The organism is Tumebacillus amylolyticus (assembly GCF_016722965.1).
In the GTDB taxonomy this organism is placed as follows: domain Bacteria; phylum Bacillota; class Bacilli; order Tumebacillales; family Tumebacillaceae; genus Tumebacillus; species Tumebacillus amylolyticus.
In genome coordinates this window covers 994137-1009280 of the sequence record NZ_JAEQNB010000001.1, presented here as the reverse complement: position 1 = coordinate 1009280, position 15144 = coordinate 994137, and the positions used below count along the sequence as shown (strand labels likewise).

Below are 15144 nucleotides of genomic sequence, written 5' to 3'. Positions count from 1 at the left end.
TTTATTTTAGCAAATTGACGAAAAGTTTGTCTTTTGGGGAACCTATCGTTTAGAATGAGAGGGTGTCTTTTGTACGAGAAAAACCTCACCGGGAGTGAATATAGCATGGCAGAGATGACTCAAGAGATGTCCGAAGAGATGACCGTCGAGAAAGCCGAGCGCAAGAAACTCGAACTGGAAGAGAAGATCCTGCGCTACTTCCAGAACAAAGAGATTGAGAAGGAACGCAAAGAGGAAAACAAAGTCCTCTTCGAAGAAATCGAGGCGTTCTTCGAAGGCATGGAGGACGTAGAGGACGACTTGGTGCTCGCGTTGCCCAACGGCGAATACGCGATTCTCGCCAAGAAAGCATACGTCAAGGACGTGTTCGACAAAGACTCGCTCGCCAACGAACTGCTGATCGCCAAGGACGAACTGAAAACCCCGTTCGACTACTCGATCCTCACGTCGCAAGGCAAGCTCTCGCCGGACATGATCTCCAAGCACACCACCACGGAAACCATCGTCAAGATCCGCCTGTCCAAACGCAAAACCAAGCCGAAGAAAAAGAAAAGCGAATAGCAAAAAAGCCCCCCGCCGACATCGGCGAGGGGCTTTTTTTCAACCTTAGTAGGTGAATTGGGTGGAGCCGCTGTAGTAGTAGGAAGTCATGTACGACCAGGTTTTGCCCAGGTCTGCGAAGTAGTGGGTTCCGTTTTGAGACATGATGTTGGTGCCCGGCTTGGTGGAATCGTAGGAACCAGCACGGTATTGGGTTTCGAACATGACGCCGGAGGAGTTCAAGATCCCGATCCCGGACATGTTGTCAACAGCGGTCGTCGTAGCGGAGTAGGAAGAACCCGCTTTGTAAACTTGGGAGTTTACGGTGTTGTCAACGTCGCAGTTGGAGTATTTCGGATGAAGGATATGATACCAAGCGTACATTTTTACCGCGATTGCGCCCGCGTTGAGGGATTGTGCCGGCCAGGAGCCGATCCACTCGTTCGGGAGCACGTCGATGTTGTAGTTGTACCACGGAACGACCGATACGGAAGAGATCGGGTTCGCGGTGTTGTTGTTCGCGCGGATCCCTACGCGGATCGAGGTCGGTTTGGTGTAGGTGGAAGCTGCGACGATCGAGTTGTCCACGATCAGTTTGGTGCCGCCGGATTGGATCGCGCCCGGAGTTCCGTTGGACGGACGATCTGCCACGTCGAGACGGACAACGTTGCCGTTGGAGTCTTTTACTTCCTTGATTGCCGGTGCTGCCATCGCGGACGATGCCACGAGGGACATTGCTGCGGTCATGAGCAGCAGTGCAGAAGCCTTTTTCATTTGTAGTTCCTCCCTTTTCTCTGTTGCATTATGGTTTTCTCCGACCAAAGATCGGAAAGTTGTACCCTAGTAGCGCAACCCGTCCAGCAAAACGGGAATGTTCGGGGTCGGCGTAAGCGCTTCGCCCTGCTGTTCGATATGGTCAGCCGAAACTTCCTTGAGTTTCGGGACGTGAGAATATTCCACGACTTTGTACGGAGAGTCTTGCTTCTCCCGCGCGATGACGCCCATGCGGTAGTTCTCGCCGTCCGAGTCGTTGTCTTCGAGATAATGGTAGAGTTCGTAGTTGACTTCCACATAGAAGTACCGGGCTTCGACGTACCTCGTGTCCTTGGGCGCTTGGTCTGTCATGTCGTAGATGCGCTTGACGTGAACACTCTTGAAGTTGCGCAACGCGATGCGGTCATCCAATTGGTAGACCCCTTGCATCTCGTCGCTCATCATGTCCATGACTTTGTCGATGTCCTCGCGATCCAACGCGTCCAAGTAGTCCCAGAGGAAGTTCTCCGCCAGCGACGTCGAGTCTGCTTTGGTGAAGTGAAACTGAGTGACGGGTGCAGCCGATGCAGCAGATGCCGTCTGCTCAGACGATGTCGCCGATACAGGTTTCGCGCTGTCCGCACTTTCCCCGCACCCTCCTGCGCCAAGCATTGCCACTACACAAGGCACCGCCATCCACCAGCGCATGCGTCTCATCTGTAACAGAACCCCTTTCATAAAGAAGTAATCATTTACTCTTAATAATGTTGCAATAACTCTCTTTCGATAACAATATACTACATTTATTAACGTCTGTCTATTGATTTTTCAGAGTTTATGAAAAAAATAAAAAAATAGAGCCTCTCACTTCGGAGGCTCTGTTGTTCTAAGAAGGTTTTTTACTTTTTGACGCCGAGTTCGTGGATGATGCGGTTGTACCCCACCGCTTGCTTGTACAGGGTGAGAGCACGTCCGTTGTCCCGCCCGTAGTACAGGTCGGCGAGCGTTACGCAGACTTCGTAGGCGGGGATGACGGCACGGTTGCGGTCGAAGAGTTCGAGAGCTTGTTCATAGTGCGAGATCATGCGCTCGTCGTCTTGAAGTTCGCCGTAGGTCTTGGCGTTGATGGCCAGCATTTGACCTTGGAGCAGTTCGTTCAGCCCTGGCATCCCGCCCTCGCGGATCAGTTCCAGCACGCGGTCGGCATAGTGCAGGCTCCATTCGAATTGCTTGGCTTTCTGCGCCCACTCCGCGAGGTCCATCAGCGGCTGACGCAGGTTGTAATTGTCGTTCAGCAGGTCGAAGGAGGTCAACGAACGCTGCAAGTAGTGGTAGGCGGTTTCGAGGTCTCCATGATCGAGGTACCAACGGCCCAGGCAGTTCTCCGTGGTTCCGATGTCGAGGATCAAGTTGTTGTTCTCCGCATCTTGCAACAACTCTTCGTAGAGGTTCCGCGCTTCGTCCGGGCGGCCCAGTTTGTCGGCGAACGCAGCTTGCATCGACTTGGCGCGGGTGAGGTATTGATGCTTGCCAAGCGTTTCGGCCACGCGTGCCGCCTGTTCGGAATAGCGGTAGCCGGTCCGCCAATTCTGCATGTAGAACATGCACTCCGCACTGCGGTACAACACACGGGCGTAGAGGTCATCGTCGACCGGCTCCACGCGCTGAAGCAACGTGTCCGCTTGCAAGTATTGACGGAACCCTTCGACGAGATCGCCTGTGTAGGAATAGGCGCGTCCATATTCGATCTGCAACGCGGCGCGGGTCACCGGATCAAACTCCCCGCCGTCGTGCAACGTCTCGCGCAGTTTCTGCAGAGCCGCTTGGTGGTTGTGCTCCGCGAGGTTCAGCAAGTAGCATTCGAAGAGCACCGCTTCGGCGTACAGGTCTTGGTAGCCCGCTTGCTTGGCGCGGACGAGGACGGAGCGGATTGTTTCGAATGCCAGCTTGTAATTGCGGGCGATCGTCGCTTTTCTCGTCAACTCGATTTGGTCGCGAAGTTCGTCGTGGATCGCGTCGGTGCTCATCAACTGCTCCACCTCAACGCCGAGACGCCCGGCCATGATCTTCAAGTGCTCGGCTTTGACTTGCGCTTTGCCGTTCTCAATCTTGGAGAGCTGAGAGACACTGCAGAGCCCTTCGCAGAGTTCTTCTTGGCGCATGCTTTTTTGCAAGCGATACTTTTTCAAGTTCTCGCCAATGTAATGCATGAGCTCTTGAGTATCTGTCATGATAAGTACGCTCTCCTCTCAAACACCGGCCCGTGACTCCAACCAACGGCCTCTTGGTATCTACGATACAACTGAAACGCCCGACGGTACATCTCCGGTGTTTGCGGGTCGTTCTGTTGCTCCATGAGCTCGGCGATTTCCACAGCCGTCTCATAGCCTTCCAAAAAAGCGTTGTGCTTCTCATACAACGCCAACGCTTTCCGCAGGCAAGTCAGACCCTGTTGCCACTTGCCTTGCTTGACGTGAATCTTCGCCCGAATGCGTGCGCCTGAAGACTCGAACAGATACGTCGGCGCCGGCATGGACACCATCCATTCCTCCGCCCGCCCTAGCCAGTGCAACGCTTTTTCGTCTTGCCCCAGACGTTCCGACACGTCCGCCAGTTCCAGATAGGGCGAGGTCGACATGTGCATGTACTGAATCTCCATGAGTTCCAAGTGCATCACACCGCGTTCCAGATAGTTCCGCGCCTTGACGAGATCGCCGGCGAGCTTGTGCAGGTGTCCGAGGTTGACACAGCCGCTGCCGATCTGCCCGACCAGTTGGTTTTTCTCCGCTTCTTGGAGCATCGCGGTGAGAATCTCGAAGCACTGTTCTTGCTCCCCCATGAAAAACAAATTCAACGCGCTCATGGTATGCGACCGCAGACGCCAGAGATTCATGGACTGTTCCGTCGCAATGCGGTTGACTTCACGTGCGTAGTACAAGGACGTTCTGTAATCGGTGATCTCATAGAGGATGATCGAGAGTTGGAAGCAGATCGTCAGCTCACGAGGATGTCCCTGCGGGACGTCGCTCATCAACTCAACCGCTTTCATGAAGCAACGCAACGATTCCGCCTTGTCTCCTGCCTGCAGATGAGCGTGACCGAGTTCACCCCAAATCTCGCCCCGGCAGTACAATTCCAGTTGAAGTTCGGAGTCTAACAACCCGTTCAAAAGCGCAACCGAATCCTGCCAACGCATGAGTTTGCGCAAGAGGCTTCCTTCCAAAAAAGTCGCCTCGACGAAGAGGTCGAGGTACCCGTGTGCTTTGGCTTGCTCCGCTACAGCGCGGCTCATCTCGATTGCACGCTCATCTTGTTGTACGGCCGAAGCCCGTTGGGCGAGTTTCAGTTGGTCCCGCAAGCGGTCCAAGAACGAATCTGTCGCCCGCAACATCTCCACAGACATCCCGAGCCGTTCGGCAAATCGAAACAACTGCTCGTCACGCACTTGCGCTTTGCCGTTTTCGATCTTGGAGAGTTGAGAGATCGAGCAGATGCCCGCACAGAGTTCGTCAAGTTTTAGCCCTTTTAGCAACCGAATCCGTTTCAGGTTCTCACCGACGGTCATCGTCTGTCCTGCAAGTGGCGGCAAGCCCTTCACACTCCTAAAGTTTCATTCGTTACACTGCATCTGTTCTCTATTATACTAGGTCGCACAAATTAATTAAGTCCTAAAACAAAAAAAAGCGCCGCATTCACGACGCTTTTTTTCTGTAGTATTCTAATATTTTACTGATGTTCCAGTATTTTGCGTCCACAGGCGACTTCGAAGGAGTCATGGTATTGAATTGCGCTTCGGTAATAGTCGAGGGCGGTTGCTTCACGGTGGGCTTCCAAGAGTTCTGCAAGCTCCGTGGCGACTTCGTAGGCTTCGTACCAGACGGTGTGGCGTTCGTAGATGTCGAGGGCATGGCGGAGGTGGGCAAGTTGTTCCTCCGACTGACCTTGCAACCCGCAGGATTCGGCGCGGGTGCGGGCGATGCGGGCTTGGTAGAGGTATTTCGCACCCGGAAGGTCCGGCAACATCGCCTCGACATCCTGCAACCACCGCTCTCCCTCTGCAAACTTGTGCTCACGAACGGAGACGGTCGCCAATTCGAGGCTGGGTTCCGCTTGCACGAACATGTTCAGGGTCTTCTCCAATCCATAATGATGCAACGCCCGTTCGAAGTACAGACGCGCCTGTGACAAATTGTTGGTCAACAACGCGATACAGCCTAAATTGTGAGAAGAAGTACCACATGACATATTGATCATGTTCGCCAATGTCTTTTGATAGCTTGCTTCATAGATCTCGCTCGATTCTTCATATCGCCCCATCAACAACAGACCATGCGCGGAGTTGTTGAGAGCGACGCTCGCCCAATGGAACGAGCCCATTTCCAAAAAGAGCTTCTCAGAGATCTTCGCATACCGATAGAGATCTCTCGGCCTGCGTAAAAAGAAGCAGGCGTTGGACCCCACATTGTATGCTCGGGCAGCCTCCTCATCGTCCAATGGGGTTCGTTCCATATACTTCAGCACTTGAACTAGATATTCCAACATCTTCGAATACTCGCCCGTGTGTTGGTAAGCTTGGGCCGTGCAGTAATAAAACATGACCCATTCAGCCGTCTCAAGTTCGTACTCCTCCTGCAAGAGAATCTTGCTGCTTTCGATGAGTGCCTCCCACGATTCGGAACGAATACGAAGATAGATCTCGAAGAGCACCATCTTGGCATAAACGGTTCGGTCTTGCAGGACCAGACTTTTTGCGATTGCTTGTTTACACAAGGACAGGGCGGTATCGAACCGAGCGAGTTGGATCGCTTGCTTGGCGTATTCCGTCAGGGTCTGAATCTCAGCGTGTAAGGCGCTGTCTGATTCGAGGTCCTTGACCGTTACGCCTAACCGTTTTGCAAAAGCTTGTAATTCGTCCGGTTTGATCTGTGTCTTGCCGGTTTCGATCTTGCTCAGTTGAGAGATGGAGCAGATTCCCTCGCAGAGTTCGCTCTGGCGCATTTCTCTTTGAACTCGATATTGTTTGATTCTCAGGCCGATATGCATCTCGTTCACTCCATGTGTTCTATAAGAGGAGGGATTTTTGCTCGGTTTCGACTTCTTGGTCGAAGTCGATTTCATAGAAGCCGGCTTCCATGACGCTCTCCGGGCGGCGTTCGCTGGATTGGATGACGGAACGGCCGAGGGCGGCGACCAGTTTCAGCGAGTAGACGACTTCGAAGAGATCGTAAATCGACTGCTTGTTGTGGTCGGACAGGCAGATCATCTGCACCCGATTGACGCGCGCCAATTGGAAGATGACTTGCAAGAGATGCGGCGACGAGACGACGCCGAACGGGTTGTCGGCAAGCAGGACTTTCGATGCGTTGTCGAGGCCGGACATCTTGGCGCGCAGGTACGAGAGCACGGCGATGAACATCGCGAAGCATCCCGTGTATTGCTCGCCGCCCGACCATTTCATAATTTCAGACCAGTGGTCGTAGCGGACTTTCTCACCCGGCACCTGTTGCGGTTTGAAGACTTTGATCCGCGCTTCGGAGATCGGGGCGACGACGTTCAAGAGGTGCTTGGACGACAGTTTGATCATCAGCCATTTCTCGATGTCGTCTTCGTCCTCGTCCTTCGCCGATTTCTGTTGCAACTCTTCGGTCAGGGCGTGCAAGTATTGCGACATCAGTTTCAGACCGACGGGGGTCTCCCATTTTTCCTTGAGCTGGATGTCGATCGCTTGAACTTTTTTGCCGCGGTAGTCGATCTTGGTGTATTGGGCGATCGACTTGAGGTTGTCGTAGACGCGCTCGGCGTGTTGGAGGCAGCGGTGGACGAGTTCTTCCTTGGCTTCCTCCAGCTCTTGGCGTTCGAGATGGGCTTTTTCGACGTAGAGTTTCATCATCTCGAAGCACTTCTCGAATACGGGGCGCACTTGCTCGATGTCGGACATGTCGCCCTCCGCTTTGGAGTCGATGACGGAGCGGATGAATTTCTGGACGATTTTTGATTCGTACTTGTCAATCGAACGCTCAAAGCGGAAGAACTCATCCTCCATCTCGCGGCGGCGCTCCTCCGTTTGTTTGGCGGTGCGCTGCAGACCTTTGTCGAGTTCGGTGACGACGGCGGTCGGCTCGGATTCGAGTTTCTGCGCACGGTCTTCGGCGAGGTCGAGCGGGTCGCGTTCGATGGAGTAGGCGGAGAGCAGGGTGTCCGTTTTTTGGAAAAGGGACTTGGCTTCTTCGCGGCTTTTCTCGATTTCGGCGAGAGCTCCCTCGTTGGTTTTGCGTTGGTTCCAGAGGTCGGAGAGAAGTAGCTTGAGTCGGTCGCGCTCGGTGCCGAGGTCGATGGTGTCGTCGTAGGCGTAGGGAGCGCGGTCGAAGTCTTTTTTGACTTTTTTCTCTTCGGTTTCGATCTTGCCTTCGATTTTTTTCTGGTCGGCTTGGAGGTCGGTGCGCTCGGTTTCCACTTGTTTTTGCTCGGCGCGGGATTCCTTGAGTTTGGTTTCCCAGAAGGTGAGTTCGGACGCCGGGGGTTGCGTGGTGTGGGCGGCGAGTTCGTCGGCGTTGATCGCTTGCTCGTCGATGTAGGCTTGGTTGAGCTTGATCGACTCTTCGTGGTTCTGGATCAGGCGGATGAGCTCGTCGCGACCGACCGATTTCTGAGCGAGCAGACCTTCGAGCGATTCGAGTTTGCCGCAGACGGTGTCATAGGTCAGACCTTCCTCTGCGGGGAGCGGGGTCGTGGTGTCCGCGTCGGTGCCGAGGTATTGGGTGCGCGCTTTTTGCAGGGCGGACTCTTCCGATTCAAGTGCGTAGACGGCCGGGATCAGGCGGTTCTCTTGGTCGCGGGCGTCGTGGCGGATTCGGGATTGTTCCTTGAGCTCGGCTTGGAGTGCGGTTTCCTGCTCGGCTTGGTTTTTCCGCGAGGTTTCTCGGTCCGGGAGCTCGGCCGCTAGAGTGGCGAGCGGGTCGAGGACGCGGAGTTTGTCGCGGAGGGTGGTGAGTGTTTCTTGGGTATCTTTGACCGATTTTTTGGTGTCGGTGATTTGGGTGCGCAGGGTGGTGATGTGATGAGTTTGGGTGGTGATGGTTTCGTTTTTCTCGGCGACTTTGAGTTGCAGGGAGTCGCGTTTGGTTTGCCAGTCGGTCATCGGGTTTTTCTTGTACGTTTCGAAAAAGCGGAGCAGTTCGTCGGCGACTTGCTCGATGTGACGGCGGGACTTTTCGACGACGTCCATGGTTTCCACGAGAGTTGCCATTTCGGTCTCCAATGAGGTTCGACGGCGGTCGAGGGCCTCTTGGGAGAGGAATGGAGAGTAGCCACCGTGGAGCGTGAGGAATGCAGTCTCCGTGCCGAGGGATACGAGGGCCCCTGTGCCTGTGGCACTTTCATGACTTGACTCTTGGTCCGGCAACGTCAGGAGCGGGATGAGGCTCTCTAAGTAGAGGCCTTCCCAGTCGAGACGGGGGTCGCGGAGTTTGCGCATGTCGGGGTCGGTGAGCAAGAGCGCGTAGGGCAGCATCGGGTTGGTCCGGACGTGCGCTTCTCGGATCGAGGGCTCTTGGGCTTGGAGCCATTGGGAGCCCAGCGAGGATTCGATCCCCCAGTCGGACAACACCGCTTGGAATCGCAAGAGCTCTTGCGACGGGACGTAGTAGTCCGCGTTGCTCAGCAGGGCCCTTTTTTCCTCCAACGCACCTTTTTTCGCCGCGAGTTTGTTGTACTCATACGCGTACCCTTCCCGCTTCTCCGTCAGTTTCAGCTCGAGCTCCGCCCGCGAACCATGCAGGTCTTCCCGCGCCAAGTCCACGAGTTCCAGACGCGCCGCGAGTTTCGAACGTTCCGATTCGAACAGCTCGATTTTGCCCTCCAACTTGTCTTGGTCGCGCATCGCTTTGCGCAAATCGTCTCGCTCGGTCTCGATCTGCTTCTGGACTTTCTCGATCTCCGCGTCCCACGCTTCTACCTGCGCGTCAGACTCGCGAACGGTTTTGTTGCCTTCAAGCTCCTGCCAACGCAAATTGTCGCGCTCCGCTGTCGGCTCCTCTGCAATTTCGTCGCCCAACAGGTCTCGCACGGCGGATTTTTGCTTCTCATACTGCTTGAACCAGTTCTCCAGTTCCCCGCCCGACTTGCTGAGATCGTTCAAAAGCGCCGCGACGCGGTCGTGTTCCTTCTCCGCATCAACCTCCGCCTGCTTCCACGTCTCGCGCTCCTCTTGCTTTGCTTTCAACTCGCTTTGCAAACTCGTGAGCTTGTCCTGCCATAACGACAGAAACTGCCCGCGATACGTCGCGACTTCGGTGAGCAAGTCTTCGTTCTGCATGTCGAGTCCGGAGAGCGTCTCGCGGTCACGGGCGAGACGTTTTTCCAATTCCTTGATCTGGAGGAACTTCGGGATCGCCCGGTGCAGGCGGACGTTTTTCTCAGCGGTGGTCTCTTGCTCGTCCAGTTCTTCCAGACGCACGGCGAGGTCTGCCAACTTGCGCTCCGCAGCACGGAACTCCGCTTGCAGAGCGTTGACGTCGAGCGAGGCTTGCTTGAACTCCTCCTCGCGAATCTGCTCCTTGAGCATCGTGACGACTTCGGTCAGCGCCGCCGCTTCCTCTTCGCGCTCGCCGACCATCTCTTCCAGACGGTTCTTGACGAAGACCAGTTGCCCTTCCAACGTCGAGCGGACTTTCTGCGCTTCCGAATAGGCGGCGACTTTGTCCACGACGGAACGGCCGGCCGACTCGATCTCTTGGAACTCCTCCAAGTTTTTCTCAATCTGCGGAATCCGCAAGAGCTTGTCTTTGTACTTCAAAAACGAATTCGCCAAGTCTTGCGCTTCGTTGTCATCTTGAAAAAGCGCTTGGTCCACCGTCGGAATCAACAGGTTCTCAAGCAACGACTGTTCCGTTTTCGAGCGGGCAAAGAATCCGTCCATCCCGCCCTCCGAGCCGTTCGTCGTGCGAATCGACAGCCACTCTTTTTCATAGATGTGGTAGTTGGCGAGGTGTTGGATGTACTTGCGACGGTCGTGTTGCGAGAACGTCTGCACGCTCGACTCTTTGCGCAGGAGGTTGTAGTAATCCTGATAGCCGATGACTTTGCCGTCCGCCACCAGCGGCATTTTCGCAATGGAAAGTTCGTCGCCGATGCGGTACGGGTGGGCATAGGTGAAATACTTCAGCTCCCCTTCCTCATCGGACGCTTTCGTGAAACAGAAGCCCGTCAGCAAAAACTCGCGCTCGCCTTGCGTATCGAGTTTCCATTCGACGAGGATGTGCCCCGTGTACCGCTCATGAGCCAGCAAGTCGACCATGCGGCGCGATCCCATGTGGCCGCCGGGGAGCTGCGTTTGCATGACGAGTTGAAGCCAAAGTGTTTTCCCGCCTCCGTTGGCGAGGTTGATCAGGGTGTTTTTGCCGTGCAGTTTAAAAAGTTCGTCGGCGTATTGCTTGCCGCCCTTGTCATATTGGATGTTGACCAGTCGGATTCGATTGATGCTAGGCATAGAAGATCTCCTTTTGCTGGATCAGGGCGAGCAGTTCGTCCTTGCGCTTTTGGTGGGCGTAGTACTTGCGCACCATGTGGTCGAGTTTGTCGGTCGGGTGAATCTCCGAATCGACGGCGACTTTGGCAAGGTTCTCCTCTTCGAGGAACGACCAGACTTTGAGGATGTAGCTCACCCGGGATTTGTGCCCCATGCGCTGGTTGGTCAGCGTCTCGTCGTACGCGGGCATCGAGTGCCAGTATTCCGCCACTTGGGCGAAGTTGAACTCGTACTCGGCGGAGAGGTATTGCCCGTAATCGCCGGTGCCGAGCATGTGGAGCTTCTCCGTGACATACTGCTCCAACTCTTCAATCGGCACGTACTGGCGGACTTTCGTGTTCAGGTCGTCCGAGTTATAGAACATCGCGAGGGTCGCGAGGATGATGAAATAGGCGAGGTAGAGCTTCAAGCCCATCGAGACGTTGTCATTGCGCAGGCCCATTTTGACCCGCAGTTCTTCATTGGAATAGCCGAAGACCTTGTTGTCCAGCGACGGCGTGACGTAGAGCTTGTCGCCGACGTGGAGGATCTTGATCCCGGCTTCCTTTTCAATCATTTGCGAGACGATTTCTTGGGCGACCGGGTCTTCCTTGTACGCAAACACCAAGTCGCGGTCCTTCTCGTCCGTCTCGCCCTTTTCCAACAGCAGTATAAAAAGTTTGATCGCACGTTCCACGCTCTCTTTGCTATACATACAATCCCTCCTTGTAAAAGCGGAAGTTCGACACCGTCCACGCCTCTTCGTCGGCGAGGCGCAGGCTGCGTTCGCCGTTGTGCTCGACTTCGACCAGCACCGTGCCCAGCACTTCAAATTCCGGTTGCTCGTTCAACAGTTGGACGAGCAAGTACGGCAGGTTGGTTTCGTCCGAATCGAGGATCTTCGCTTTGGTCTCGGCATCCAGCCGGAAATTGATCGGGCTCATCTGGTGCAATTGCACGAGGAACGGGTAGAAGTCGCGGGCGTTGACCACGTCGTAGAGCTTCTGCGGTTCCAGCGCTTGCAGGATGTCGTGCAGGTTGAACGTCTGATTGGAAACCAGCGGCTCGAAGATCATCCGCAGATAGTCTTTGTACCGGGCGTCGCGGATGTTTTTGAGCTTGACTTTCGGGTCTTCCTGCGAGGGCTGCCATTCGTCGGTCGGGACGTCGGGGGTGTCGGATTGTTTTTCCTCGACGATCTTCTGCACCGGTTGCGAAGCGAACGCTTTGTGAACGTTGAAGCGCTTGCGGATGTTCAAGCTCATCAAAGGCTCGATCAAGCGGCGGACGTTCTCCAACTGGACTCCGTTCTGCACCAGCGGATCGAGAAATTCGCGCTCGAAGTTGACTTTGGAGCGGAATCCGGAGACGATGCCCTCTTCGAGCGACTCCAAGACCAACTCTTGCAAATCGAGTTTGTCGACGAGCAGTTTGTTGTGCAGGTTCTGCACTTGGTTCAATCGTTGCGACACTTCGACGAGGCGGTTGAGCGCCATCTCTTCGCGCTCGCCGCTCCCCTTCATCTCGTAATTCGAACGGGTGTCGCGAATCAGGTTGTTCAATTCCTCGAACATCTGCCGTTCTTTGTCAAACTGCTCGCGGATCAGGGAGAGCATTGCTTCGTACTTCGTCAGCGAAAACTGCGAGACGTCGCGTTTGATGCCCATTTTCATCCGCTCGATCTCTTCGCGCAATTGGCGCACGTCGAGGCCGAGGGTTTCGACGGTGTGCAGAGCGTCTTCGAATACGCCCTTTTCAATCTGCTGTCGAAGCAGCATCTGGGAGATGGAGATGCGCAGTTCCTTGTACATCTCGCGCGTTTTGAACAGCAGGTCGAGACCCACGTCGGAGAGCTTGAAGCGAATCTGCCCGCTGGCGACGTGGTAGGTGCCGTTCTCGATCAGGTGAAACAGGTGCCTGTCATCTTCGCGCGTTTCCAAGTTGCGGTACGGGAACTCGAACGCCCGCCCGTCGTTGCGCAGTTGGGAGAGCAGATAGGAAGCGAGCTCCCGGCTCTCCTCCTCGGTGATCTCCTGCCCGTACGCCTCATGAATCGATTCTCGCAAAAAACGCGCCACGTCTCCGTGGTCGCACTCGACGCGTCCAATCAACATGTGCTCCAAAATCAACAGGAGCACGCCAAGCCCCAACGCCAACAAATCGAACTCCTGGTACTTGCGCAGTTCGCGCAAACGAAACAGCGGCCAGAAGCCCGCGATATTTTTCATCCGGTCACGAAATCCGGTCAATGCGTCATGCACGTAAAAAACCTCCAATCACGCACAACTCTCGTCCTCTGATTCTACTCTTTTTCTCGGGAAAAAGTCAGTAGCAACTTATAGAAAGTAAAAATATCGCACAGTACAGTTAAACATTGCTAATCAATTGACTCTCAGGGTATAATTCTGTGAAGGACACTTTTGGATAATTAAGAATGGCTAATACTCTACATAGACGAGGTGAAGTGGGATGTTTCGCAGAATGCCGTTGGTGACGAAGCTGCTCTGCCTGTTGTTGATCCCGTTGGTGGCGCTCGGTGTCACGTCGCAGATCGCGCTTCGAAACTTGAACTCGATCTCGGATGATCTGACGCAGGTGTTGTATCAGCACGACTATGTGACGCTCGATTTGATTGCACAGGCACAGGGCGAAATGCACGATGCCTTGCTTCTGGAGCACACGCTTTTGAACACGGACCCGAGCTCTCCGACGTTCGGGCAGTTGAAAACGAGCATGGAGGAACACGCGGTCAATGCCCGTGCGAAGGTGCACAGTGCCCGCAAGCTCGCGGAGGAGGACAAATCCAACTGGGAAACGTTCAAGCATCCTCAGACGCAGCGGACCATTTTCCAGAACTTCGATGACTTTGACTCCAACTTCTCAACGTGGGTGCAAGTGTCGGCAGGGATGATTGAAAAACTGCCCACGCAGTCGATCTCCGCTCGCCAAGAAACGATTGGCAAGATCAACGAAGTGGACTACACGTTCCAAGCGGCGCTTGGGAGCATGGGGGAAACCAAGGAATTGTTGGATTCGGTCGCCTCGCATGCGGTGGAGCGCAAGGATGCCAGCAAAAAAACGGCGGCGCAGAGCATCGTCCTCACGATTGTCATCGCCATCGTGCTGGCGATTTCGTTCATGGCCCTGTTCATGTGGAACATCCGCAAGTCGTTGCGGCGGACGCTTGGGGTTATGGAGCAAGCGGCGCAGGGCGATCTGCGGGAGACGTCGCAACCGAAGTTGGCGAACGATGAGATCGGGAAGCTTTCGAACGCCTTGCATGAGATGGTAAAAAATCTGCGGGGCCTCATCGAGCAAGTGACGGTCACCGCCGAGCAGGTGGCCGCGACGTCCGAGGTGATGACGAAGAATGCAGAAGAGATGAAAGCTTCGACGACAGGCGTTGCCGGAGAGTTGGAGCAGTTAGCGTTGGGGGTCGATGTGCAGGCGGCCGGTGCGGATCAAATTTCGAAGTCGATGGAAGAGATGGGAGACGGGATTCATCGAATTGCGGAGAATACCGGCGTGGTGACGCAAGCGGCGGTGGAGACGGCAAGTGAAGCGGATGCCGGGCAGGAGTCGATCCAGCGGGCGGTGACGCAGATGCACTCGATCTCGACGGTTACAGACCGTTCCGCCGACAAAGTCCGCCGTCTGGGACAGCACTCCTCGGCGATTGGGCAGATCGTGGGCGTGATCACGAAATTGGCGCAGCAGACGAACATGTTGGCGTTGAACGCTTCGATTGAAGCGGCGCGGGCCGGAGAGCAGGGGCGCGGGTTTGCGGTGGTCGCGGAGGAAGTGCGCAAGCTCGCGGAGCAGTCGCAGCAATCGGCGCATCAGATTGAAGAGTTGATTGAGCGGATGCAGGAGGATACGCAAGATACGGTGCAGACGATGGACGATGTGATTCACGAAGTGCAGTCGGGCATCGTGGCGGTGGACGTTGCGGGGGAGGCGTTCCAGCGGATCTTGACCAAGTCGCATCTGGTGGCGGGGCAAATTCGCGAGATCACGGCGGCGGCGGAGCAGATGACGGCAACGACCCAACAAGTGGCGTCCTCCGCCCAAGAGTCGGCCGGCATCGCCCACCTGACCGCACGACGTTCCCAAACCTGCGCCGTCGCGGTGGAACAACAGCTCGCTTCCATGGACGAACTCTACCATCTAAGCGAAGGCCTCAACCAAATGGCCCACGAGCTAAAGAAAGTCCTCGGAAGATTCGAGATGTAAAAAAGGGTGTAAAAAAAGAGACGCTGCCCCAAGTGGGAGCGTCTCTTTCACATCGTGCCTCGCGAGCTTTCGAGCATGTCCTTCAAGTTTGCATGCCTTTCGAGCTTGCTTGC

The 15144-nt window shown here is 55.2% G+C and carries 10 protein-coding genes; 2 read left to right on the top strand and 8 right to left on the bottom strand.

Annotated features, from left to right (window positions below; genetic code table 11):
- Positions 1-105: 105 nt before the first annotated feature.
- Positions 106-561: a hypothetical protein gene (locus JJB07_RS04645; RefSeq protein WP_201631526.1), complete on the top strand. Its 456-nt coding sequence runs from the start codon at positions 106-108 to the stop codon at positions 559-561.
- A gap of 45 nt (positions 562-606) precedes the next feature.
- Here the strand turns inward: JJB07_RS04645 and JJB07_RS04640 are convergent, their stop codons facing one another.
- The 8 genes from JJB07_RS04640 to JJB07_RS04605 all read right to left on the bottom strand — a co-directional run bounded on the left by JJB07_RS04640 (position 607) and on the right by JJB07_RS04605 (position 13059).
- Complete coding sequence (locus JJB07_RS04640; RefSeq protein WP_201631524.1) at positions 607-1314, bottom strand: SpoIID/LytB domain-containing protein; 708 nt, start codon at positions 1312-1314, stop codon at positions 607-609.
- A gap of 66 nt (positions 1315-1380) precedes the next feature.
- Positions 1381-2010 (bottom strand): hypothetical protein, encoded by a 630-nt coding sequence (locus JJB07_RS04635; RefSeq protein ID WP_201631521.1) that lies wholly within the window; start codon positions 2008-2010, stop codon positions 1381-1383.
- A 182-nt stretch (positions 2011-2192) separates the two neighbouring features.
- A complete protein-coding gene (locus JJB07_RS04630; RefSeq protein WP_201631518.1) occupies positions 2193-3524 on the bottom strand; it encodes a helix-turn-helix domain-containing protein in 1332 nt (443 codons plus the stop codon).
- Positions 3521-4882 (bottom strand): helix-turn-helix domain-containing protein, encoded by a 1362-nt coding sequence (locus JJB07_RS04625; RefSeq protein ID WP_201631515.1) that lies wholly within the window; start codon positions 4880-4882, stop codon positions 3521-3523. Before JJB07_RS04625 ends, JJB07_RS04630 begins: the two co-directional genes overlap by 4 nt.
- 137 nt (positions 4883-5019) lie before the next feature.
- The gene (locus JJB07_RS04620) at positions 5020-6336 is read right to left on the bottom strand and encodes a helix-turn-helix domain-containing protein (RefSeq protein WP_283809045.1); all 1317 of its coding nucleotides are present in this window, start codon (positions 6334-6336) and stop codon (positions 5020-5022) included.
- 19 nt (positions 6337-6355) lie between these two features.
- Positions 6356-10780, bottom strand: coding sequence for a coiled-coil domain-containing protein (locus JJB07_RS04615; protein WP_201631511.1), 4425 nt, complete (start codon positions 10778-10780; stop codon positions 6356-6358).
- Positions 10773-11513, bottom strand: coding sequence for a DUF6063 family protein (locus JJB07_RS04610; RefSeq protein WP_201631509.1), 741 nt, complete (start codon positions 11511-11513; stop codon positions 10773-10775). The genes JJB07_RS04615 and JJB07_RS04610 overlap by 8 nt, the downstream gene beginning before the upstream one ends.
- Positions 11506-13059 (bottom strand): hypothetical protein, encoded by a 1554-nt coding sequence (locus JJB07_RS04605; protein WP_201631507.1) that lies wholly within the window; start codon positions 13057-13059, stop codon positions 11506-11508. The genes JJB07_RS04610 and JJB07_RS04605 overlap by 8 nt, the downstream gene beginning before the upstream one ends.
- Before the next feature lie 208 nt (positions 13060-13267).
- Here JJB07_RS04605 and JJB07_RS04600 point away from each other — a divergent pair, with 208 nt between their 5' ends.
- Positions 13268-15031, top strand: coding sequence for a methyl-accepting chemotaxis protein (locus JJB07_RS04600; protein WP_201631505.1), 1764 nt, complete (start codon positions 13268-13270; stop codon positions 15029-15031).
- Positions 15032-15144: the final 113 nt, after the last annotated feature.